Annotated in this window: 22 protein-coding genes; 3 read left to right on the top strand and 19 right to left on the bottom strand. The window is 73.8% G+C overall.

All coding sequences use genetic code 11. The features are described 5' to 3' along the window. Positions 1-41 precede the first annotated feature (41 nt). From hemB to EV378_RS20580, 9 genes are all read right to left on the bottom strand, one after another. Complete coding sequence (gene hemB / locus EV378_RS20620; RefSeq protein ID WP_132428775.1) at positions 42-1,019, bottom strand: porphobilinogen synthase; 978 nt, start codon at positions 1,017-1,019, stop codon at positions 42-44. Between the two features lie 9 nt (positions 1,020-1,028). Then, entirely contained in the window at positions 1,029-1,256 is a 228-nt protein-coding gene (locus EV378_RS20615; protein ID WP_132428773.1) for a hypothetical protein, read from the bottom strand. A gap of 193 nt (positions 1,257-1,449) precedes the next feature. Beyond that, a complete protein-coding gene (locus EV378_RS20610; RefSeq protein ID WP_132428771.1) occupies positions 1,450-2,991 on the bottom strand; it encodes a bifunctional uroporphyrinogen-III C-methyltransferase/uroporphyrinogen-III synthase in 1,542 nt (513 codons plus the stop codon). Then, entirely contained in the window at positions 2,988-3,917 is a 930-nt protein-coding gene (gene hemC / locus EV378_RS20605; protein ID WP_243653936.1) for a hydroxymethylbilane synthase, read from the bottom strand. The genes EV378_RS20610 and hemC overlap by 4 nt, the downstream gene beginning before the upstream one ends. 38 nt (positions 3,918-3,955) lie before the next feature. Beyond that, a complete protein-coding gene (locus EV378_RS20600) occupies positions 3,956-5,359 on the bottom strand; it encodes a glutamyl-tRNA reductase (RefSeq protein WP_132428767.1) in 1,404 nt (467 codons plus the stop codon). Beyond that, positions 5,356-6,168, bottom strand: coding sequence for a redox-sensing transcriptional repressor Rex (locus EV378_RS20595; protein ID WP_132428765.1), 813 nt, complete (start codon positions 6,166-6,168; stop codon positions 5,356-5,358). Before EV378_RS20595 ends, EV378_RS20600 begins: the two co-directional genes overlap by 4 nt. Before the next feature lie 295 nt (positions 6,169-6,463). Further along, positions 6,464-8,203 (bottom strand): molybdopterin-dependent oxidoreductase, encoded by a 1,740-nt coding sequence (locus EV378_RS20590; protein WP_243653676.1) that lies wholly within the window; start codon positions 8,201-8,203, stop codon positions 6,464-6,466. Then, entirely contained in the window at positions 8,200-8,442 is a 243-nt protein-coding gene (locus tag EV378_RS20585; RefSeq protein WP_132428763.1) for a glutaredoxin family protein, read from the bottom strand. Before EV378_RS20585 ends, EV378_RS20590 begins: the two co-directional genes overlap by 4 nt. Positions 8,443-8,444: 2 nt before the next feature. Then, positions 8,445-9,959, bottom strand: coding sequence for an AMP-binding protein (locus EV378_RS20580; protein WP_132432453.1), 1,515 nt, complete (start codon positions 9,957-9,959; stop codon positions 8,445-8,447). Positions 9,960-10,620: 661 nt separating this feature from the next. Here EV378_RS20580 and EV378_RS20575 point away from each other — a divergent pair. The 3 genes from EV378_RS20575 (at position 10,621) to EV378_RS20565 (ending at position 14,023) form a co-directional block, all read left to right on the top strand. Then, entirely contained in the window at positions 10,621-11,271 is a 651-nt protein-coding gene (locus EV378_RS20575; RefSeq protein WP_132432451.1) for a sigma-70 family RNA polymerase sigma factor, read from the top strand. A 235-nt stretch (positions 11,272-11,506) separates the two neighbouring features. Then, complete coding sequence (locus EV378_RS20570; RefSeq protein ID WP_132428761.1) at positions 11,507-12,967, top strand: DUF5667 domain-containing protein; 1,461 nt, start codon at positions 11,507-11,509, stop codon at positions 12,965-12,967. A gap of 159 nt (positions 12,968-13,126) precedes the next feature. Further along, a complete protein-coding gene (locus EV378_RS20565; protein ID WP_165922632.1) occupies positions 13,127-14,023 on the top strand; it encodes an HAD family hydrolase in 897 nt (298 codons plus the stop codon). Here EV378_RS20565 and EV378_RS20560 read toward each other — a convergent pair. From EV378_RS20560 to EV378_RS20515, 10 genes are all read right to left on the bottom strand, one after another. Next, positions 14,020-15,048: a lysophospholipid acyltransferase family protein gene (locus EV378_RS20560; protein WP_132428759.1), complete on the bottom strand. Its 1,029-nt coding sequence runs from the start codon at positions 15,046-15,048 to the stop codon at positions 14,020-14,022. The two genes, EV378_RS20565 and EV378_RS20560, sit on opposite strands and share 4 nt — an antisense overlap. Beyond that, positions 15,045-16,091, bottom strand: a complete 1,047-nt coding sequence (locus tag EV378_RS20555) for an NAD-dependent epimerase/dehydratase family protein (protein WP_132428757.1) — start codon at positions 16,089-16,091, stop codon at positions 15,045-15,047. The genes EV378_RS20560 and EV378_RS20555 overlap by 4 nt, the downstream gene beginning before the upstream one ends. A gap of 151 nt (positions 16,092-16,242) precedes the next feature. Next, complete coding sequence (locus EV378_RS20550; protein WP_010241351.1) at positions 16,243-16,344, bottom strand: 30S ribosomal protein bS22; 102 nt, start codon at positions 16,342-16,344, stop codon at positions 16,243-16,245. 174 nt (positions 16,345-16,518) lie between these two features. After that, a complete protein-coding gene (locus EV378_RS20545) occupies positions 16,519-16,731 on the bottom strand; it encodes a helix-turn-helix domain-containing protein (protein ID WP_132428755.1) in 213 nt (70 codons plus the stop codon). A 179-nt stretch (positions 16,732-16,910) separates the two neighbouring features. Next, a complete protein-coding gene (gene proC / locus EV378_RS20540) occupies positions 16,911-17,717 on the bottom strand; it encodes a pyrroline-5-carboxylate reductase (protein ID WP_132428753.1) in 807 nt (268 codons plus the stop codon). Between the two features lie 17 nt (positions 17,718-17,734). Next, positions 17,735-18,559: a thioesterase family protein gene (locus EV378_RS20535; protein ID WP_132428751.1), complete on the bottom strand. Its 825-nt coding sequence runs from the start codon at positions 18,557-18,559 to the stop codon at positions 17,735-17,737. 83 nt (positions 18,560-18,642) lie between these two features. After that, a complete protein-coding gene (locus EV378_RS20530; protein WP_243653674.1) occupies positions 18,643-19,503 on the bottom strand; it encodes a sugar phosphate isomerase/epimerase family protein in 861 nt (286 codons plus the stop codon). Between the two features lie 32 nt (positions 19,504-19,535). Further along, the gene (locus tag EV378_RS35425; protein WP_165922404.1) at positions 19,536-20,843 is read right to left on the bottom strand and encodes a hypothetical protein; all 1,308 of its coding nucleotides are present in this window, start codon (positions 20,841-20,843) and stop codon (positions 19,536-19,538) included. Next, positions 20,840-21,880 (bottom strand): Ppx/GppA family phosphatase, encoded by a 1,041-nt coding sequence (locus tag EV378_RS20520; protein ID WP_132428746.1) that lies wholly within the window; start codon positions 21,878-21,880, stop codon positions 20,840-20,842. The genes EV378_RS35425 and EV378_RS20520 overlap by 4 nt, the downstream gene beginning before the upstream one ends. A gap of 49 nt (positions 21,881-21,929) precedes the next feature. Next, the gene (locus tag EV378_RS20515; RefSeq protein ID WP_132428744.1) at positions 21,930-22,619 is read right to left on the bottom strand and encodes a response regulator transcription factor; all 690 of its coding nucleotides are present in this window, start codon (positions 22,617-22,619) and stop codon (positions 21,930-21,932) included.

Here is a 22,619-nt window from a genome sequence, read left to right as displayed (position 1 = left end):
CCACGGTAGTGGTTGCGCGCGCACCGTCGCCACGACGGACCTCAGCGATCGATCATCCCGGCGACCTCGGACGCCCAGTACGTGAGCACGACGTCCGCTCCGGCCCGCCGGATCGACGTCAGCGTCTCCAGGATCGTCCGCTCGCGCTCGAGCCAGCCCTGTGCGGCCGCGGCCTCGATCATCGCGTACTCGCCGGAGATCTGGTAGGCGGCGACCGGCACGTCGGCGACGTCGGCGACCCGGCTCAGCACGTCCAGGTACGCCAGCGCCGGCTTCACCATGACCATGTCGGCGCCCTCGTCGAGGTCGAGCGCGAGCTCGCGCAGCGCCTCACGCGCGTTCGCACCGTCCTGCTGGTAGGTCTTGCGGTCGCCCCTGAGCTGCGAGTTCACCGCCTCGCGGAACGGCCCGTAGAACGCCGACGCGTACTTGGCGGTGTAGGCGAGGATCCCGGTGTCGGCGAACCCGGCCTCGTCCAGCGCCTCGCGGATGACGCCGACCTGGCCGTCCATCATCCCGCTCGGGCCGACCATGTGGGCGCCCGCACGGGCCTGCTCGACGCCCATCCGCGCGTAGACCTCGAGCGTGGCGTCGTTGTCGACGCGGCCGTCCGCGTCCAGGACGCCGCAGTGGCCGTGGTCGGTGAACTCGTCCAGGCACAGATCGCCCATCACGACGGCGTCGTCCCCGACCTCGGCGCGCACGTCGCGCAACGCGACGTTCAGGATGCCGTCCGGGTCGACGGCGCCGGAGCCGGTCGCGTCGTGGTGCTCCGGGACGCCGAACAGCATGATGCCGCCGACACCCGCCGCGACCGCCTCGGTCGCCGCCTTGCGCAGGGAGTCCCTGGTGTGCTGCACGACGCCGGGCATCGACGAGATCGGCACCGGGTCCGTCGCGCCCTCACGCACGAACATCGGCAGGATCAACTGCCGCGGGCGGACCTCGGTCTCGGCGACCATCCGTCGCAGCGCCGGGGTGGACCGCAGCCTGCGTGGCCGCTGTGCCGGGAAACCCATGCGTCCAGCCTACGACCGGGACTCGTCCCCGTTCGGGTCGGACGGGCCGTCGACCAGCTCGTCGAGCGTGACGAACGGGACGGCGTCACCGCGGGCCACCAGTGCACGGGCGCGGGCGGTGATCCGCTTCAGCTCGTCGGCGGACACCACGCGGGTCTGCACGATCTCGCCGTCGTCGTCGGTCAGCGTGACCGCGACCAGCCCGGTCCCTGGCTCCTCGGAGAACGACAACGGCACGCCCCGAGCCTAGGCAGGACGAGCCGTCGACGCATCCGCCTTGCCGTCGGGGCGCCCCGAGATCCGGGGTGACGTGAACGTGACGGTTGTCCGGGGACCGGCGGGCAGCCGTGGTGTTCACATCGGCAGCGCCCGGACAGCGGACGACCCCGGACCGGTGTGGTCCGGGGTCGTCCCGGGAGTGGTGCGGCGCTCAGCGGCGGCGGGCCTTGACCTTCCGCGGCGGAGGCAGGGCACCCTCGGCGCGGAGCTTCGCGGTGTGCTCGGCCAGTGCGTCGACCAGCGTCGGGACCCGGGCCTCCTCCGGCTGCACGTCCACGCGCAGGCCGAACTCGCGGGCGGTCTCCGCGGTGGCCGGGCCGATGCAGGCGACGAGCGTGCGGGTGTGCGGCTTGCCGGCGATGCCGACCAGGTTCCGCACCGTCGACGACGAGGTGAAGCACACGGCGTCGAACCCGCCGGTCTTGATCGCCTCGCGGATCGGCGCGGCCGGCGGGGCGGCGCGGACGGTCCGGTAGGCGGTCACGTCGTCGATCTCCCAGCCGCGGTCGCGCAGACCGGCGGCGAGCGTCTCGGTGGCGATGTCGGCGCGCGGGAGCAGCACCCGGTCGACCGGGTCGAGCACGTCGTCGTACGGCGGGAAGATCTCCAGCAGACCCTCCGACGTGTTCGTCTGCGCCTCGTCCACGTCCGGCACCAGCTCGGGCACGATGCCGAACTCGCGCACCTTCTCGGCCGTCGCGTTGCCCACGCAGGCGATCTTCACGCCGGAGAACGCACGGGCGTCGAGGCCGAACTCGTGGAACTTCTCCCAGACGGCCTTCACGGCGTTCGTCGAGGTGAACACGACCCACTGGTAGCGGCCGTCGACGAGGCCCTTCACCGAGCGCTCCATCTGCGCAGGGGAACGCGGCGGCTCGACGGCGATCGTCGGGACCTCCTCCGGGATGGCGCCGTGCATCCGCAGCCGCTCGCTCATCACGCCGGCCTGGTCCTTGGTGCGCGGCACCAGGACCCGCCAGCCGTACAGCGCCCGGGACTCCCACCAGGACAGCTCGCCCCGGCGGCCCGCGGCGTCGCCGACGGTGAGCACGAGCGGCCCCTCCAGCTCGCCGCCGTCGGCCGCCATCGTGGCCAGCGACGAGGAGAGCGTCTTCTGCGTCGACGTCGTCCCGCCGGACGTGATCGCCACCGGGGTGTCGGCGGGGGCGCCCTGGTGGGTCAGGCCCTCGGCCACGTCGGCCAGGTGCGCGGCCGACGCGTGCAGCACGACCGGGCCGGGGGACGCGGCCAGCGCGGCCCAGTCGACGCCGGCGCGGACGTCGGCCTCGACGTGCGCGGATCCCAGCGCGACACCGGCGTAGGCGGGCACCGCGGTGCTCGCCGGGACGCCGGGAACCACGTCGAACGGGGTGCCGGACGCGGACACCGCCAGCGCCTCGGCGACGACGGCGTCGTTGGTCAGCGGGTCGCCCGCGACGAGGCGGGCGACGGACCGGCCGCCGTGCGCCTCGGCGAGCAGGTCGCCCGCGACGTCCCCGGGCTGGCCGACGGCCGGGCGCACCTCGGCACCCTCGGCGGCGAGGGCCAGGATCGACTCCGGCACGTCCGGGTCGGCGATCACCAGCGGCGAGGCGGCCAGGACGTCCCGTGCGCGGACGGTCAGCAGCGCCGGGTCACCGGGGCCGCTGCCGACGAAGGCGATGCGCCCCGCTGAGGATGGTCCACGGTTCATTGTTGTTCCACTCCCGATACGTCAGTACCGATGCTCGTCCCGCCTACGCTTCTCTCGCCGCCCATGTCGAGCAGCTCGTGCGCCAGCGCCGCTCCGAGCTTCTCGGCGGCGTCCATCTCTCCGGTCGCGGAGGCACGCAGCAGGGCGCCCTCCGTCAGGTCTCCGATGCCCAGCACGGTCCGCAGCGAGATCCGGTCGATCGCGCGGCCGTCGTCGTCCAGGTCGGAGACGACGTCGGCGTGTGCGGCGATGGGCAGCTCGCATCCGGCTTCCAGCGTGGCCAGCACGGCGCGCTCCGCGGTCACCGCGGCGCGGCTGACCGGGTCGTCCAGTGCGGCCTTCAGGTCGCGGGCGAGGTCCGTGTCGGTCCCGCGGCACTCCACCGCCAGCGCCCCCTGTGCCGGGGCGGGCAGCATCTGCAGCGGATCCAGCAGCTCGTCCGCGTCGTCGATGCGGCCGAGCCTGCGCAGTCCGGCGGCGGCGACGACGACGGCGTCGACCTCCCCGGAGTGCACCTTCCCGATCCGGGTCTCGACGTTGCCCCGGATCGGCACGACCTCCAGGCCCAGGCCGAGCGCGTAGAGCTGCGCCGTGCGCCGCGGCGATCCGGTGCCGACGCGCATGCCCCGGCCCAGCTCGCCGAGCACGCGCCCGCCCGCGACGAGCGCGTCACGGGGGTCCTCCCGGACCGGCACCGCGGCCAGGACCAGCCGCGGATCCGGTGCGCTGGGCAGGTCCTTGTACGAGTGCACCGCGACGTCCACCTCGCCCGCGGCGAGCGCGTCCCGCAGTGCGGACACGAACACGCCGGTGCCGAGCGTGGTGATCGGCGCCATCGAACGGTCGCCGGTGGTCGAGACCGGAACGAGCTCGGCCTCGATACCGGCCGCGTGCAGCCGGTCGGCCACGGTCCCGGCCTGGGTCATCGCCAGGTTCGACGGACGGGTGCCGATCCGCACGGCCGTCACCGGTCGCCTCCCTGCTCCGGCGGGGCGGTACCGATCGTCGTCGCCGCGCCCGCCGTCGACGGGTCGAGCGCCGCGGAGAGGTCCCCGCCCATCTCGACCGGCGTCGCGACGGCGGCCGCGACCTGCGGGTCGAGCTCGAACAACGTCCGCAGCGCGGCCGCGTACCCGGCCCCGTCCGGCCCCTCGGCCAGGCGTTTGACCTGCACGGTCGGCGTGTGCAGCAGCTTGTCGACGACGCGGCGGACGGTGCGCGAGAGCTCCTCGCGGGTCGTGGAGTCCAGGTCCGGAAGTCGCGAGTCCAGCCGCAGCAGCTCGGCGTCGACGACCTCGGACGCGCGGCGACGCAGCGCGGTGACGGTCGGCGTGACCTCGGCGGAGCGCTGCCCGGCGAGGTACTGCTGCGCCTCCTCGGCGATCATCCGGCGGGCGACGGCGACGGAACCCTCGTCCTCGGCGTCCAGCAGCCGCTTCTGCAGCGTGACCAGATCGACGACGCTCACGCCGGGCACGTCCGCGACGGCCGGTTCGACGTCGCGCGGCAGCCCGAGGTCGCAGACGACGAGCGACCGGTCCGGGCGGGCGGCCACGGCGTCGCGCACCGGCTCGACACCCACGACGGCACCGACCGCGCCGGTGCAGGCCATCAGCACGTCGGCGTCGACGAGCTCGGCGCCCAGCTCGGTCAGCGGGCCGGAGCGGGCCGTGCCGCCCTGCTCGCGCACCTTCTCGGCGAGCCGCTCGCCGGACTCCGCGGACCGGTTCAGCACCACCACCTCGCGGGCGCCCGCGCGCAGCAGGTGGGCCGCGGCGAGCGCACCCATCGCCCCTGCTCCGACGATCACGGCGCGAGCCCCGTCGAGCCCGCCGCCCAGCGCCCGGTCGGCGTCGCGCAGCGCCTCGGACACCACGGAGGCACCCGCTGCGTCGATCCCGGTCCCGGCGTGCACACGCTTGCCGACCCGCAGCGCCTGCTGCACCAGCTCGTGCAGGACCTTGCCGACCGAGCCGGACTCGTCGGCCGCGGCGTAGGCCGTGCGCAGCTGGCCAAGGATCTGCGACTCGCCGACGACCATCGAGTCCAGGCCCGCGGCCAGCGAGAACAGGTGCTGCACGGCGGAGCCCGCGTAGTGCACGAACAGGTGCTCGGACAGCTCGCCGAGCTCGAAGCCCGCGTACCGGGACAGCACGTCGGTCACGTGGTTCAGGCCGCCGTGGAACGCGTCCACCACGGCGCAGACCTCGACGCGGTTGCACGTCGAGAGCAGGACCGCCTCGTCGACGTGCGTGCCGTCGAGCATCTCCTCGAGCAGCTTGGGGACATCGCCCGGCGGCACCGCGAGGCGTTCCAGCACCTCGACGGGCGCGCTCCGATGCGACAGCCCGACCACGAGGACACTCATGACGGAGACACCACCGATCCGTTCACCGTTCCGTTCGTACTGCCCAGGGTGCCCGCGACACCGTGGCGGCGCGCCACGTGGAACGCGAGGACCTGCAGCTCGACCGCCAGATCCACCTTGCGCACCTCGACCTCGTCCGGCACCTGCAGCACCACGGGGGCGAAGTTCAGGATCGACTCGACCCCGCCCGCCACGAGCAGGTCGCAGACGTCCTGCGCGACCGGAGCGGGCGTCGCGACCATCCCGATCGTCACGCCGCGCGCGCGACACACGGTCTCGATGTCGCGCACGTGCCCGACCTCGATGCCGTTGATGGTGCTCCCGACGAGGTCGGGGGAAACATCGAACATCGCGTCGATCGGGAAGCCGCGGCCGCCGAAGCCCGCGTACCCGGCCAGCGCGTGCCCCAGGTTCCCGACGCCGACCAGCGCCACCGACTGCCGGTGGTCCAGGCCGAGCACGCGCTCGAGCTGGTGCTGCAGCGCGCCGACCTCGTAGCCGACGCCACGGGTGCCGTACGAGCCGAGATAGGACAGGTCCTTGCGGAGCTTGGCCGAGTTCACCCCGGACGCCGTCGCCAGCTCCTCGCTGGACACGGTCGCCGCACCCTGCTCGGCGAACTGGCCGAGCAGCCGCAGGTAGACGGCCAGACGGGAGACGGTCGCGTCCGGGATCGGGCGCGGGAGACGCACGCCCGCCGGGTCGGCGGCGGCCACGACGCCCGGCGAACCGGATGCGGCGTCGCCTGCGCCGGACTCGGACGCTCGCGTCACGCGGACTCCTGCGGGTCTTGTCCCGCGGGCCGACATCGTCGACACTGTCGACGCCGACAGCCCGTGGTGGGCACGGTCTGTTCTGCTGCCCGCCAGAAGGTGGGCCACGCCGGAGCCGATGGGGCTCGCCCGGCGGGCGCCGGACGAGGGTCAAGCCCCCGATCCGGCGACGAGGACCCACGGTAGCCGCTTGTGAACTCGCGGACAAAGTTGCGATCTTGGTCCTCGACGTGCTCGATCGGGCCGGTGACCAGGACCTACCGGCGAACGAACCAGAGACGCCGCTCGTCGTGTGACGAGCGCTACGCGACGGCTCCGAGCGTTGCCGGGGTCACCGCGCGACCACCCGCCGGGACGGCCATCCGGTCGCCCCGTCCGGCAGCACCGGCGCCTCCTGCGCGGTCTGCGTCCGCCCGTCGCCGTCGGTCGCGCGGCACACGACGTTCCGGCCGCCAGGGGCCATGTCCACGACCGCGCGCCACATCCGCCAGGCGTCGCCGGAGTCGGCCGCGCCGAGCTCGGCGTCGACCCACGGCCCGTCGTCCACCCGGACCTCGACGCGGGAGATGCCGCGCGGCTGCGACCACGCCGTTCCGGCCACGACCACCCGGCCGGCCGCGACGTCGCCGTACGCGGCGGGCACGTCGATCCGGGACCCCGTCTTGATCGGACCGAGCACGCCCCACCCGCGGTCGGCCCAGTACGACGACCGCCCGGCGAACGTCGTCAGCTCCAGGTCGGCCAGCCACTTCGTGGCCGAGACGTAGCCGTACAGGCCGGGCACCACCATCCGCACCGGGAACCCGTGCTCGCGGGGCAGCGCCTCGCCGTTCATCCCGACCGCGAGCAACGCGCCACGGCCCGGCTCCAGCACGACGCCGGTCGGTGTACCCGCGGTCCATCCGTCGGTGCTCGTGGACAGCAGCTGGTCGGCGCCGACGTCGGGCCCCGCCTCCAGGAGCAGGTCGCGCAGCTCGACGCCGACGAACAGCGCGGTGGACGCGAGGCTGCCGCCGACCTCGTTGGAGACGCAGGTCATCGTCACCCGGCGTTCGACGAGTGGTCGGGACATCAGCTCGTCGAAGGAGATCTCGAGCTCGCGGGCGACCCGCCCGTGCACCCGCAGGCTCCAGTCCTCGGCGCGCAGCGAGGGGACGCGCAGCGCCGTGTCGATCCGGTAGAAGTCCGGGTTCGCCGTCACGAACGGCGTCACGCCGGGCAGGCCGAGGTCGGCCCCGGCCGGCAGCGCGGGCGCGCGGCGGACCCGGGCTGCGGCGAGCCGTGCGGTGACCGTCGCCTGCGAGCCGGTCGTCCCGCCCGCGGCGGAGATCCCCGCGCCGAGCGCCGTTCCCGCCGCACCGGCCGCGACCGCTCCGGCACCCGCCGCGGCCGACGCCTGCAGCAGGCGCCTCCGGCTGGTCACCGCGGGACGGCCGGTCGCCGGAGGACGGTCGGTCGCCGAGGGGCTCGCCGCGGACCGGTCCGCCGGAGACCCGGTCGCGGGTCCCGGCGGGTCGGTCGCAAGTCCCGTCGGGTCGGTCGCGGGTCCCGGCGGGTCGGTCGCGGGTCCCGGCGGGTCGGTCGCGGGCGGGCCCGCAGCCCGGGCCGCCCGCCGCGCGAGCCGGTACAGCCTGCGCCACAGCCAGGTCGCGACGATCAGCGACACGGCGGGCGCGAGCAGGTCCAGCGGACCGAACGCGGGCCCGGTGATCACGGCGACCACACCGATCCCGCCGAGGACCGTCAGCACCGCCGTCCCCGGCCGCTCGTCCCGGCGCGAGAGCGCCCCCGCCACGAGCGCCGCCGCGGTCAGCACGGCCAGCACGCCCGCGACCAGGACGATCTTGTCCGCGGCGCCGAACGTCGCGATCGCGAACTCGGTCAGCGCGGTCGGGACCGTCCCGACGACCCGGTCGGCGACGGCCAGCACCGGGGCGGACGACGGCGAGACGAGCCCGCCGAACAGGTGGCCGGCACCGATCCCGGCCGCGGCGGACAGCAGGGAGAGCCCGCACCGCGTGCCCGCCGGGACCGGACGGGTGGTGCTCCTGCTCGCGGCCGGTGCGCTCACGGACCGGTGAGCGCGGCCCGCAGGCGGTCCGGCTCGACCGTCCAGAACCCGTGCTCACGGCCGTCGACCATGATCACCGGTACCTGGTCGCCGTACTCGGCGCGCAGCTCCGCGTCGGAGTCGACGTCGGTCGCCGACCACGGCACGTCGAGCTCCGTGCAGATCCGTGCGACCTCCTGCTCGGCGACGTCGCACAGATGACAGCCGACGCGGGTCAGCACCTCCACCCGGTGCGCCACGGTCACATCCTCGCCAGCGTCCGACGGGCGATCTTGCCGGTCGGGGTGCGCGGCAGGGCGTCGGTGAACGTCACCTCGGCCGGGCGCTTGAACCGGGCGAGGCGGGCGACGCAGTGGTCCCGCACGGCCTGCTCGGTCAGCGAGCCGTCGGACGGGACGACGACGGCCTTCACCGCCGCGCCGGTCCGGTCGTCCGGCACCCCGACGACGGCGACCTCGGACACCGCGTCCAGCTCGGCGATCACCTGCTCGACCTCGCGCGGGTAGACGTTGAACCCGTTCACGATCACCAGGTCCGAGGAGCGGTCGACCAGGTGCAGGTCGCCGTCGGAGTCCAGGTAGCCGACGTCCGCGGTGCGGAACCAGCCGTCGGCGTCCGGGCCTCCGTCGGAGTCCGGCCAGTAGCCGGAGAACAGGTTCGGCCCGCGCAGGGCGATCAGCCCGGTGTCGTCGGACGGGTCGGAGCCGTCCCCGAGGAGGACGTCGCCGTCATCGTCGTCATCGTCGGCCGGTACCAGCGGGTTGCCGTCGGAGTCCACCAGCCGCAGCTCGACGCCCGGCAGCACCCGGCCGACGGAGCCCGGCTTCGGCGGGCGCCCGAGGTCGTTCGAGGTGATCACCGGGCCACCCTCGGAGAGCCCGTAACCCTCGTGCAGCTCCAGCCCGGTCGCCTCGCGGAACGCGGCCAGCCACTCCCGCGGCAGCGGGGCGCCGCCCGAGGTGCACAGCCGCACCCCGCCGAGCGCGGAGCGCAGACGGTCGGCGGGCACGTCGAGCAGGGCGCGGAACATCGACGGGACGCCCGCCACGACGCTGACCCGTTCGGATGCGACGGCGTCCACCGCGACGTGCGGGTCGAAGCGTCCGGGGATCACGACGGTCGCGCCAGCCCAGCAGACCTGCAACAGACCCGCCGCGAGGCCGTACACGTGGTAGAGCGGCAGGGCCAGCAGCACGCGGTCCACCGGGGTCACCGGCGCGGGCCGCAGCGCGGCCGCCTGCTCACGGTTCGCCAGCAGCGCCCGGTGCGAGAGCTGGACGCCGCGCGGACGGCCGGTGGTACCGGACGTGAACACGATGAGCGCCAACGACTCCCCGCCGCCCCGACCGTCCGCCGCCGCTCCGGCACCGGCCGACGCCTCGGTGGACGGCGGGGGCAGCAGCCGGGCACCGGCGGCGTCCGCGGCAGCCGCCACGGTGCGCTCACCCTCCTCGGCCACCACGACCGCGGGCTCCGCCTGGCCGAAGACGATCTCCAGCTCGCGCGGCACGGACCCGGTGCCGACCGGCACTGCGGCGGCACCCGCCCGCATGGCGCCGAGCAGGGCCACGCAGAACGCGGCGCCGTCCGGCAGGGAGACGACGACCCGGTCGCCATCCGTGACCCCCGCGCCCGTGAGGCGCTGCGCCTCCGCGTCGACGGCCGCGTCGAACGCCGCCCAGGTCAGCGACACGCCGCCGGCCAGGTCCCGGATCGCCTCGTGGTCCGGCCGCTCGGACGCGGCGCGCGCGACCATGTCCGCGACGTGCGCGGACCGGGCGGTCTCGGCGCGGGAACTCTGCACGGTGCGACTCCTCGACGACTGCGACGACGGCCGGTGGCCGAGACGTCGGCGGGGGCAGGTGCCCCCAGTCTGACAAAGACCGTCGCACGCACCGGCCGCGTGGGCACGCCGCTCGCCGTGCGAACACGCCGTGTCGGACTGGACACGCTGAGCCACCAGTGCACTGACCGCGCGTAATCGCCCGCTCAGCGGACGACCGCGTGGTGAACCGACGGCGAGTGCGGAGGCCCTCGGGATCACGTCGTATGCTCCGCCGCTACATGAGGTTCAACGCGCGAACCCCTGCGTTCGACGCGCGACTCACCCAAGGGAGTGGCATGCAGCTCGTTGCCAGCGCACCGCGGGGCCTTCCGCGGTGCGATGACCGGTGCCGGCCCCTTCGGGATTCATGACCCGGCCGATGCGACCGCAGCGGCTGCTCCGCCAGCATGTCCGCCCCGACGTCCGGACCGACACCGGCGAACACCGCCCGGTCGGACCGGACCGGACCGACACCGTCCGCCCCCAGCCGGACGGGGAGGCACCGATGCCGTCTGCAAGCTCCCCCACCCCGACGATGGCCCACACCGAGGCCGTCGCCGAGGGACAAGGACCACCGGGCTCCGCACAGTCGATGCCGCTCCCCCGGCAGCGCCCCCGCGACGTCGCCCAGGCCGACCCCCGAACGGCCGCGGTCGACACCCCGCAGGAGCAGGAGCCGCCGGACCCCTCCACCGAGGAGGGCAGTTCCTGGGCGCTCGTCGAGGCCTGCCAGGCCGGTGACGCCCGTGCGTTCGGCGAGCTCTACGAGCGCTACCACGACGTGGTCTACCGCTACGTGCTGTTCCGGATGGGCGACCGCGCGTTCGCCGAGGACGTGACGCAGGAGACGTTCGTGCGCGCGCTGCGCCGGATCTCCTCGGTCAGCTACCAGGGCCGCGACATCGGCGCGTGGTTCGTGACGATCGCCCGGAACCTGATCTTCGACTACGTGAAGTCCAGCCGCTACCGGCTGGAGTCCACGACCTCCGAGATCGTCGAGCTCTCCCCGGCCACCGGCGGCCCCGAGCAGCAGGTGCTGGAGAACGCGACGAACTCCGAGCTGGTCGCCTCGATCGACAAGCTCAACCCGGACCAGCGGGAGTGCATCCAGCTCCGGTTCCTCAAGGGCCTCTCGGTCGCCGAGACGGCCGAGATCATGGACCGCAACGAGGGCGCCGTGAAAGCGCTCCAGCACCGTGCGGTCCGCCGGCTCGCCCAGCTGCTGCCGGACGGTCTGCGATGACCGCCGCGGCCGTCGTCGACCGCCGATCTGGACGGCGACAGGCCGTAGCAGCGGCGAGCGTACGACTCGATGCGGTGAACGGTATTTCGACCGTAACCTCCGCGCCTGCCCCTCGTTGTGCAGACGAACGCGCCACAAGCGCGTCGCGTCGGGACCGGACAGCGGCGGCCGTAACGCCGTCGGACTCCGGAACGACGTCTACAAGCAGCACAGGACTGCAGTGAGGACGGGCAGCATGCCGGGGGCATGGGACGACGACAGGCCACGGGCCGAGGACGGGCGCGGATTCGACGCGCCCCTCGGCGCGACCGCCGTGGAGGAGCTCGAGCACGAACTCGCGCTGGCCGCGGCGCTGGACCGTAGCCGTCACACGCTCTCCCCCGACGAGCAGACCTCCGCCCGGATGCGCCGCCGCCTGTTCGAGGCGATGGCCGAGGAGAGCTTCGGCCGAACGGAGCAGAGGCAGGATGCCATCCGGCCTCCGGCCCCCGCACCCGAACCCTCCGAACTGACCGCGCCGCTCGGCGCCCCGCCGATCACCGACGCGTCCGGACCGGCCACCCGCCCGGTCGGACCGCCGGTGCCGGACGTGGAGCCGGACGTCCCGGCCGCGTCCGTCGGTCGGGCCGCCGGCGAGCACACGCTCTCGTCGAACGAGACGAGCAGCCTCCCGACCCGGTCCCGCCGGGCGCGGCACGTCCTGCCGTCGGACCACCCGGACCACCCGGTCGAGGCCGAGCAGTCGACGCGCTCGACGCGGCCCGACCGCGACCGCAGTCGCCCCGGCAAGACCGGTGGCCGTCGCAGGCCGAGCATCCGCAAGCGGTTCGGCGTGCTCGTGACGTGCGTCGCGGCGCTCGCGGTGATCGTCGGCGTCGCGGCGACGGCCAGCAAGAACGCGCTGCCGGGTGACGCCCTGTACGGGGTCAAGCGGGCGACGGAGTCGACCGGCGGGCTGTTCACGTGGGGCGACCAGGCCGAGGCGACCCAGCAGCTCGAGGTCGCCAGGACCCGGATGGACGAGGTCCAGGGCATGCTCCAGAGCGGGAGCGCCGACCCGGCCGCCATCACGTCGGCGATGAACGACTTCGACACCGCGACCGCCACCGGCAGCCGGATGATCCTGTCCGGGGACCGCAACGCGGGCGGGTCGGATCTCGCCGACCTGCGGACGTGGGCCACCGCGCAGTCCGACCGGATGGCCGAGATGCAGTCCTCGTGGCCGGCGGCCAACGCGTCGGACGCCGAGGCGTCGAAGACGCTGCTGGACCGCGTGCTCACCCGGACCGAGGCCCTGCGGGCCCGCACCGGCTGCGCCGAGGGTGGCACCGCCTCCGTCGACGACCTGGGTCCGCTGCCCTCCGACGGCCCGTGCACCGGTCAGTCCGGGCAACCCTCCACCGAGGGCCAGCAGTCCCCGGAGGGCACCACGCCCGACAGCACGTCGCCGAGCCCGTCCGGCAGCACCTCCCCGGAGACGTCGACGAGCGGTGGCACGTCCACCGACCCGACGACCGAGGAGCAGCGCGGCCTGCTGCCGCCGCTGCTGGGCAACGACACGGCGAAGTCGCGCAGCGGTGGCGAGCCGAGCACGTCGTCGTCCACGACGACGACCAGCAAGGACTCGGACTCCCTGCTGCCGCCGATCACGCTGCCGCCGCTGCTGCCCGGGCTCGGCCCGGTCACCATCGGCTGAGGCACGACCGCGTCGAAGTCCCGCCTGCCGGTCGGGCAATCGCAGTAAGGTGAACGTCGTAGTTGCTCGACCGGCAGGAAGGCTCGCGTGGTGACAGATCCCGGGTCGCGGTCCGACGAGCCCGAGATCCCGTCCACAGGGCGTCCCGAGGTCGCCGGGATCGCCGAGTCGGACGAGGTCCTCTCACGTGTGACCGCCCTCGATCCGGCCCGCAGGGCCGGCGAGGCGTCGGCCGCCGCCGCGGTCGCCGCGGGCGAGGAGCTCACCGTCCCCGGAGAGGGTGTCGAACCCCCGCCGGACCTCACCGCCGCCGCGTTCTTCGACGTGGACAACACGATGATGGTCGGCGCGTCGATCTTCCACTTCGCCCGCGGTCTGGCCGCCCGCAAGTTCTTCACGACGTCGGACATGGCGGGCTTCGCCTGGCAGCAGATCAAGTTCCGGGTCGGCGGCCGGGAGAGCGACGTGTCCGGGCACCGGGACACGGCCCTCTCGTTCGTCGCCGGGCGGCCGGTCGAGGAGGTCGTCAGGCTCGGCGAGGAGATCTACGACGAGCTGATGGTCGACCGGATCTGGGCGGGCACCCGTGCGCTGGCCCAGATGCACCTGGACGCGGGCCAGCGGGTCTGGCTGGTCACGGCCACTCCGATCGAGCTGGCGCTGATCATCGCGCGGCGTCTGGGGCTCACCGGTGCGCTCGGCACGGTCGCGGAGAGTGTGGACGGCTGCTACACAGGCCGCCTGGTCGGCGAGATCCTGCACGGACCCGCGAAGGCGCACGCGGTGCGCGCGCTGGCCGCGTCCGAGGGTCTCGACCTGCGTCGCTGCACGGCGTACTCGGACTCCGTGAACGACGTCCCGATGCTGTCCGCCGTCGGCACGGCCGTCGCGGTGAACCCGGACTCGGAACTGCGCGACGTGGCCAAGTCCCGGGGCTGGCAGATCCGCGACTTCCGCACCGGCCGCAAGGCCGCCCGGATCGGCGTGCCGTCCGTGCTGGGCGCGGGAGCCCTCGCCGGGGCCGTGGCGGCCGGTGTCGCCTACCGCAAGCGTTAGCCCAGGAACACGTTGCGCCGCTGGGAGAGCAGGCGGTACAGCGTGTGCTGGATCGTCTCCCGGACCTGGTCGGTCAGGTTGAACACCAGCATCGGGTCCTCGGCGTCGGCGGCCGTGTGGTCGTCGGTGCGGATCGGCTCGCCGAACTCGATGTACCACTTCGACGGCAGCGGGATCAGCCCGGCCGGGCCGAGCAGCGGGAACGTCGGCGTGATCGGGAAGTACGGCGCGCCGAACAGCCGGGCGAGCGGCGGGACGTCCCCGATCTTCGGGTAGATCTCCTCGGCTCCGACGATCGCGCACGGGATGATCGGCACCCCGGTCCGCAGCGCGGCCGACACGAACCCGCCGCGGCCGAAGCGCTGCAGCTTGTACCGGTCCCGGTACGGCTTGCCGATCCCCTTGAAGCCCTCCGGGAACACGCCGACCATCTCGCCGCCCGACATCAGCCGCTCCGCGTCCGGGTTGCACGCGAGCGTGGCCCCCGACTTGCGGGCGACCGACCCGGCCACCGGCAGCCGGAACATCAGGTCGGCCCCGAGCAGGCGCAGGTGCCGGTTGTTCGGGTGCGCCTCGTGCACGGCGACGGTCGTCATCAGCGCGTCCAGCGGCAGCGTCCCGGAATGGTTCGCGACGAGCAGGGCGCCACCGGTGTCCGGTAGGTGGTGCGAGCCGATCGTCTCGACACGGAACCAGCGCTCGTAGAGCGGCCGCAGCGCGGGCATGACGAGCGCGTCGGTGAGCTCCGCATCGAACCCGAACTCGTCCACCGTGTAGTCGCCGGACAGGCGGCGGCGCAGGAACGCACACGCTTCGACGAGCGCCTTCTCCCACTCCGGTGGCACGTCCGGCTCGTCGGGCACGGCGGCGACCGGTTCGACGGGTTCGGCCCGGACCGTCTTCCCGGCCGGGCCGGCGACGGGCGTGGCCGACGTCGACGACCGGCGCGTCCGGCTCCCCCGGATCGGGATGACCCGCGCCTCCGCCATCGTCGCGTCCTCCCTCGTCCGCTTCCGGTCGGTCATCGCAGTGCCCTCGCGGCGCCGAGCACGCCGCGCTCGATCGCCTCCAGCCGTTCCGGCCCGAGAACCGGACTCAACGCCTTGCCGCGCACGAAGTCGTCGAACGCCTGGGTGGTGGTCCACCGCGGGGTGAAGCCGAACTCGGTCTCCAGCCGGTGCAGGTCCACGACGCGGCCGAAGTTCAGGAACCGCATCTGTTCCGGCGAGAAGTCGACGAGGCGGGCGCCGCGCAGCACCCGGCTGACCGGCCCGACGGCCGAGCTCGGCACCGGGACGGCGACCTTGCCCGCGCGCCGGATCGCCTGGGACAGCATCAGCACGCCGTGCGCCGCGACGTTGAACACGCCGGGCACCTCGTGCGTCGCGGCCCGCTCGAGCACGGCGAGCGCGTCCTCCTCGTGCAGCAGCTGCACACGGGCGTCGAACCCGAGCACGGTGGGCACGACGGGCAGCGCGAAGTACCGGGTCAGGACCGTGTCGATGCGCGGACCGATGAAGTTGGCGAAGCGCAGCACGGTCGTCGTGACGTCCGGGCGGCGCCTGCGGAAGCCGCGCAGGTAGCCCTCGATCTCGGCGGCGTCCTTCGCGTAGCCGCCGGACGGGAGGTCCTTCGGGCCGGTGGCCTCGTCGAACACGGCCGGGTCACGAGGGCTGGAGCCGTAGACCGCGGTCGTGGACTTCAGCACGACGCGCCGCACCGTCTCCGCCTTCTGGCAGGCGGCGAGCAGCTGCATCGTGCCGATGACGTTCATCTCCTTCATCGTCGCCCGGCCACCGGCGGAACCGGGGCTGGCGGACAGCGAGGCGTGCACGACGGTGTCCACCGACGCGGAGGAGATGACCTTGGAGATGAGCGGGTTGCGGATGTCGGCGCGCACGAACTCGGCACGCCCCATCCGCTTCAGGAGATCGCGCGGCGGCGGGACGGTGTCCACGCCGAGCACCCGGTCGATGTCCGGGTTCGCGGCGAGCCGGGCAGCGAGGTGGCCACCCAGGAACCCGCTCACACCGGTCACGAGGACGACCGAGGGGGTCTCCTGCGGCATGGATCGACCTCACAGCACACGTCGAGGTGGGGCGCCGGAGACGAACGGCGACGCCGGTGAGGAACCAGATCCTAACCGCCGACGTACGCCGAACACACCGGCGACGGGCGGTGACATGCATCGCGGCGGGTTACCGCCGCGACGCGGTGGGTCACTTGCCGAGCTTGCGCCTCTGCACCCGGGTCTTGCGCAGCAGCTTGCGGTGCTTCTTCTTCGACATCCGCTTGCGGCGCTTCTTGATGACCGAGCCCATGGGGCGTTCCTCCTGTTGCTGGACGGTGGTCGGGCGATCCGATCACGCCGGATGGCCGGTGGGTCGGCCTGACCCGCGCGGAGACCGCGACGAGCCACGCGACCGGCGACGGATCGACAGCCGAGAGGTCACTCTACCGTCCGACGTCCGCGGAGCGACCAGGGGACCCTGGGCTCAGCCCGCGTCGAAGTACGCGTTGCGGAGGTAGTCCTCCACCGCGCGCTGCGGTACCCGGAAGGACCGGCCGACCCGCGCCGCGGGCAGCTCGCCGGAGTGCACGAGCCGGTACACGGTCATCTTCGACACGCGCATCATCGAGGCCACCTCGGCCACGGTCAGGAACTGGACCTGCGTCGACCGTGCCGGCTCGGAACGCTCGGGGGGCATCCGGGCACCGCCTTCCCTCTTTGCACCTCCACGGCACGGGCCGTGCGCCGCGCCGTTCCGGTGTTCCCGACGAGAGTACCGGGACAGATGTGACGGATGACGCTCGGCCATGACGCCCGATCGTGGTATTCAGCAGGCCCGACAGAGTGACACCCTGTCACCCGTTACGGGCGAACGGGTTACGCTGAGCTGCGACCAAGATCCACCGACCGCTGGTGTGCCGCCACGATCGCGTCCATCCACGCGGACCGCACGCCGTGGCGCTCCAGCTCGCGCAGCGCGGCGGCCGTCGTACCGGCCGGAGACGTGACGTTCTCCCGCAGGATCGCCGGGTGCTCGCCGGTCTCGCGGAGCATCCGGGACGCGCCGAGCGCGGTCTGCACGGTCAGCTCGGTGGCCGCCGGCCGGGTCAGCCCGAGCGCGACCCCCGCCTCGATCATCGCCTCGGCGACCAGGAAGAAGTAGGCGGGCCCGGATCCGGAGATCGCCGTGGCCGCGTCCTGCTGCGACTCGGCCAGCCGGAGCGTGGCGCCGACCGTGCCGAGCATGGACTCGGTGCGCGACAGGTGGTCGTCGGTCGCGTGGGTGCCCGGCGAGACCGCGCACATCGCGGCGCCGAGCAGCATCGGCGTGTTCGGCATGACGCGCACGACCGGGGTGCCGTCCGGCAGACCGCCCTCGAACAGCGACGCCGGGAGCCCGGCGCACAGCGACACCACGAGCGTGCCCGGTTCCAGGACGTCCTTCAGCTGTCCGAGCAGCGGGGCGATGTCCTGCGGCTTGACGGCGACGACGACGGTCTCCGCGCCCGTCACCGCGTCCGCCACCGGCTCCGTGGCCACGCCGTAGCGTTCCCGGAGCTCCTGCGCCCGTTCCGGGTAGCGCTCGCTGACCACGAGCCCGCCGGCCTCGTACCCGGCCGCCAGCAGGCCGCTCAGCAGCGCCTCCCCGATCCGTCCCCCGCCCAGCACCGCGATCCGTGTCATGGCACCGAGCCTAGAGTTCAGCCTTTCGGCGCCAGCGCCAGCTGCCGTGCCTGGCACACGAGGCGACCGGCCGAGTCGACGACGGAAACGTCCTCGTCGAAGAACGCCCCCGTCACCGACCTGCTCTCCGAGTCAACGCGCAGCCACCCGGGTGCCGGACGCCCGCGCAGCAGCGCGGTCAGCTGGATCGTCGGTGCCCAGCCGAAACGGCCGCCGAGGTTGAACACGGTGGGTGCGAGCACGTCGCCCGCGAGCAGCGCGAACAGCACGTCCGGCTCCTCCCCGAGGGGACGGACCCATCCGCTCATCCGGGGCGGGCCGGTCTCCCCCCGCATGAACGGGTTCGCGTCCGCGGGGAACCGCAGGTCGCACGCTGCGGCGAGACCGACCGCGGGCCGGTCCGGCGTACCGGCGCCGAGGGCGTCCGCCGTCGGCTCGGACGGGTGCAGGACCGGCTCCGCCCAGCGCGGCTCGTCGGCCGGCAGCGTCCCGGCGGTCACCGTGGCGGACAGCATGAGCCGCTCGTCCTGCAGGAGCCGGACGGCGACCACGGACACCGTGCGGCCGGTCTTGAGCACCTCCGTGCGCAGCTCGACGGGGCCGAGGTCCGGAGCGCGCAGGAAGTCGGCCGCGACGACGAGCGGCTCCGGGTCGGTGCCCGGCGCCCCGTCGGCGGCGCGGGTGATGGCGGCGCGGGTCATCACAGCCATCAGCAGCCCGCCGTGCGCCTTCGCCCCGATCGACCACGCCTCGTCGAGGTCGGCACGGAAGCGGCCGTCACCGAGCGGGGTGATGCCGAGCGCGTCGGAGAACGGACGGCCGGTGCGTGCCGGGGCGCTCACGGTCGCGTCCCGCAGATGATCCGCATCAGGCAGACCTACCACCCGTCGGCGACGCGGGCCACGGACGGGCCGTGTGATCTGCGTCAGCGCAGGGCGGGCTCGGGCAACGCGGATCCCACCGGCAGCTCGTCGGAAGCGACGGCCGGCGCGAGGTGCAGCCGGGCGAACAGCAGCGACTCGGCCAGCAGGGCGGTGCGCTCCTGGCGGGTCCGGCATCGTCGGGTGCTGACCTCGAGCACGGCCGTGCCCCCGGCCTGCGCGAACCCTCCGTCGGCGAGCAGCTCGCAGACCTCGGCGCACGGCTGGTTGCCGCGGCCCGGGACCAGGTGCTCGTCCTTCGTCGAACCGGAGCCGTCGGTGAGGTGCAGGTGCGTCAGCCGGTCACCCATCCGCTCGGCCATGGCCAGCGCGTCCGACCCGGACGCCGCCGTGTGCGACAGGTCCAGCGTGTACGCGTGGTGGCCGACCTCGGTCGGGTCGAATCCCGGCGAGTACGGGACGGTGCTGATCGAGCCCCTTGTCACCGGGAACATGTTCTCCACCGGCAGCGAGATCCCGCGGACCTCGCCGGCGCGGGCCACCTCGTCGCGGAACTGCGCGGCGTAGGCCCGTTGCCAGCGGAACGGCGGGTGCATGACGACGGTCCGCGCGCCGAGCCGGTCCGCCGCGTCCACCGAGAGCCGGATGCGCTCGATCGGGTCGGCGCCCCAGACCCGCTGGGTCACGGCGAGACACGGCGCGTGCACGGCCAGCACCGGCACGCCGTACCGGTGCGCGAGCCGCTCGACGGCGCGCACGTCCTGGCTGACCGGGTCGGTCCAGACCATCAGCTCGACGCCGTCGTAACCGAGCTCGGCGGCGATGGCGAACCCCGCCTCGACGCCCTCCGGGTAGACCGACGCCGTGGACAGCGCCACCGGGATCTCGCGCTCGGACGGAGACACATAGCGTGGAGTCGTCCCGGAGACACGCATCGTTACCGGTCCAGGAGCACGAGCAGCGCCGGGGACACGGTGAGCAGCAGACCGACCAACACCGCGAACATGGTCGTGCGAAGGTCGTCGTTGCGCAACAGTGCGCGGACGCCCAGTACGAGACCCACGGTCAGCACGACGGCGAGCGCCAGCGCGACCACCGGCAACGAGTACCAGAGGTAGCGGAACCCGACCCACACGCCGGCACCGACGATCGCGCCGCCGACCCACTGGGCGATGACCATCGCCCAGGCCTGGCCGGTCCCGGCCCCCTTGCCGTCGCCGGACGCCTCAGCCAGGTCGTCGTCGTCGAGCCCGGCGACGGCGCTGCGGCGGCGACCGCGGCGGTACTCGTCCGGGTCGTCCTGCGCGCCGGCGGCGTACTCGCCGTGGTCCTCGTAGTCGTCGTCGGCGCCGTCGAGATCGTCCGGGCCGAAACCGGCCCGGGTCGGCTGGCCGCCGTCGGCGGGCGGGGCCGGGCGGCGCTGCGCCGGCGCGGCGACCGTGGCCTGCTCGTCGGCCATCTCGCCGGTCCAGGCGCGCTGGTCGAAGTCGTCGAGCTCGTCGTCGTCCAACGGGGGTGCGCCCAGCTGCGTGGGCGGGCCGGCGTCGAGGTCCGGCGGCGGTCCGCCGTGCCCGGACGGCGCGGCACCGTGCGCCTCGAACGCACCGGTCGGCGACTCGGGGTCGTACGGACCCTGCGCAGGCGGCATGCCGCCGGGCGGGCCGGGCTCCGGCCCGCGCCGCCCGGGCGGCGGGGGTACCTGGCCGGGCACGGCCGGGCGGCCACCCGCGGGCGCCTGGGGGCCGCCGCGGTTGGGGAACGCCGGGGGCTGCCCGAACGCGTCACCGTCCGGGCCGTAGCCGTCGGCCTCGTATCCGTCGGGGGTGAAACCGCCGCGGTCCGGGCCGTTCGGGGCGCCGTACCCGTTCGGCGCGTACCCGTTAGGCGCGTACCCATTGGCCGCGTAACCGTTGGCCGCGTGGCCGTTCGCGCCGTACCCGTTCTGGCCGTACCCGTTCTGCGCGGGGCCGCCGGGGCCGTGTCCGTTCGGACCCTGGCCGCCCGGCGGCGGACCCTGCGGCTCCGGCGCGTGCCCGCCCGCGAACCGGCCGGTCGCCTGCGGCGGTCCTCCGGGGGCCCCGTACGGCGGGGCGGCACTTCCCTCGTCAGGGGGTGGGCCTGCCTCGAACGGGGCGCCGTCGTCCTCGGCCGCACGCCTGCGACGGCGACGGCCGCTCTGCGCGCCCCCGTTCTCGGCGAGCAGCTCAGCGACGGTGCGCTGTCTCGGCTCTGGGTCCACACTCATCCCGACCACCGTGCCCTGTGCTTTGTCAAGGGTCCAGATCCATCACCCGCATCGTGCGCCGAGCGGTCGGCACTGGTCGTCAGCGTCGACGGATGTTCCGCCGGTTGCGCCCCGTCCAGCATGTCGAAGCGCCGGAGGATGACTCCCTCACGCAACGCCCACGGGCAGATGTCCAGTTCGGACACGCCCAGCGCGTCCATCGCGGCCTGCGCCACGATCGCCCCGGCCACCAGCTGGTGTGCCCGGGAGCTGCTGACGCCCTCCAGCTCGGCCAGGTCGTTGCTCGACATGCGGCTGATGAACGCCGTCAGCTGGCGCAGCCCGACGGCCGTCAGCGTGCGCGGCGTGCGCGGGCCCGCGCTGGACGGGGCGGCGCCGCTGAGCCGGGCCAGCGACCGGAACGTCTTCGACGTGCCGACGGCCCGGTCCGGTTCCCCGGCGACCCGCAGCCGTCCGGCCACCGGCGCCAGATCGGCCTGCACCTTCTCCCGCAGCGCCTCGATCTCGGCGCGGGGCGGCGGGTCCGCGGTGAACCACTCGCGGGTCAGCCTGCCCGCCCCGAGCGGCAGCGACTCGGCCACCTCCGGCATCTCGTCGCGACCCACCGCCAGCTCCAGCGACCCGCCGCCGATGTCGAGCACCAGCAGTCGACCGGCCGACCAGCCGCACCAGCGGCGGACGGCCAGGAACGTGAACCGTGCCTCGTCCTCGCCCGGGAGTGCCTCGAGCTCGACACCCGTCTCGCTCCGGACCTTCTCCAGGACCTCCGCGGAGTTGCGGGCGTCGCGCAGCGCGGACGTCGCGAACGCCATCAGATCGTCGCACCCGGCGGCTCGCGCCGCGTCCCGCGCCTTGTGCACGGTCTCGATGAGGGCGTTCACACCGCCGCGGGTCAGCGCACCGTTCTTGTCGAGGTTCTCGGCCAGGCGCAGCTGGTCCTTGTCCGAGGACATCGGCTTCGGATGCGCGCCGCTGTGGGCGTCCACCATGAGCAGGTGGACCGTGTTGGATCCGACGTCGAGAACGGCGAGACGCACGGGCCCAGGTTACTAAGCCGTTATCCGGGACCCGACGAACGGTGCCCGGTCACACATCGAACTTGTATCCGAGACCTCGCACGGTCACCAGGTGCTGTGGTGCCGACGGGTCGTTCTCGACTTTCGCGCGCAAACGCTTGACGTGCACGTCGAGGGTCTTCGTGTCGCCGACGTAGTCCGCGCCCCACACCCGGTCGATCAGCTGCGCCCGCGTCAGTACCCGGCCGACGTTGCGCAGCAGGTACTCGAGCAGGTCGAACTCCTTGAGCGGGAGCGCGACGTCGGACCCGTTCACGGACACGACGTGCCGCTCCACGTCCATCCGGACCGGCCCGGCCTCCAGGATGCCGAGGTTGCCGTCGGTCTCGGCCGCACCCTCGTTGCCGCGGCGCAGCACGGCCCGGACCCGGGCGATCAGCTCGCGCGCCGAGTACGGCTTCGTGACGTAGTCGTCCGCGCCCAGCTCCAGGCCGACCACCTTGTCGATCTCGCTGTCCCGCGCCGTGACCATGATCACCGGTACGGCCGAGCGGGAGCGCAGCGCCTTGCACACGTCGGTGCCGCTCATCCCGGGCAGCATCAGGTCGAGCAGGACGATGTCGGCGCCGTTGCGGTCGAACTCGGCGAGCGCGTCGTTGCCGTTCGCCGCGACGGCCGTCGTGAAGCCCTCCTTGCGCAGCATGAACTCGATCGGGTCGGCGAACGACTCCTCGTCCTCCACGATCAGCACCCTGGTCAT

It is taken from the genome of Pseudonocardia endophytica, assembly GCF_004339565.1.
Lineage (GTDB): Bacteria > Actinomycetota > Actinomycetes > Mycobacteriales > Pseudonocardiaceae > Pseudonocardia > Pseudonocardia endophytica.
Note: the sequence above shows the minus strand (reverse complement) of the source record. Positions and strands in the feature narration are given on the sequence as shown.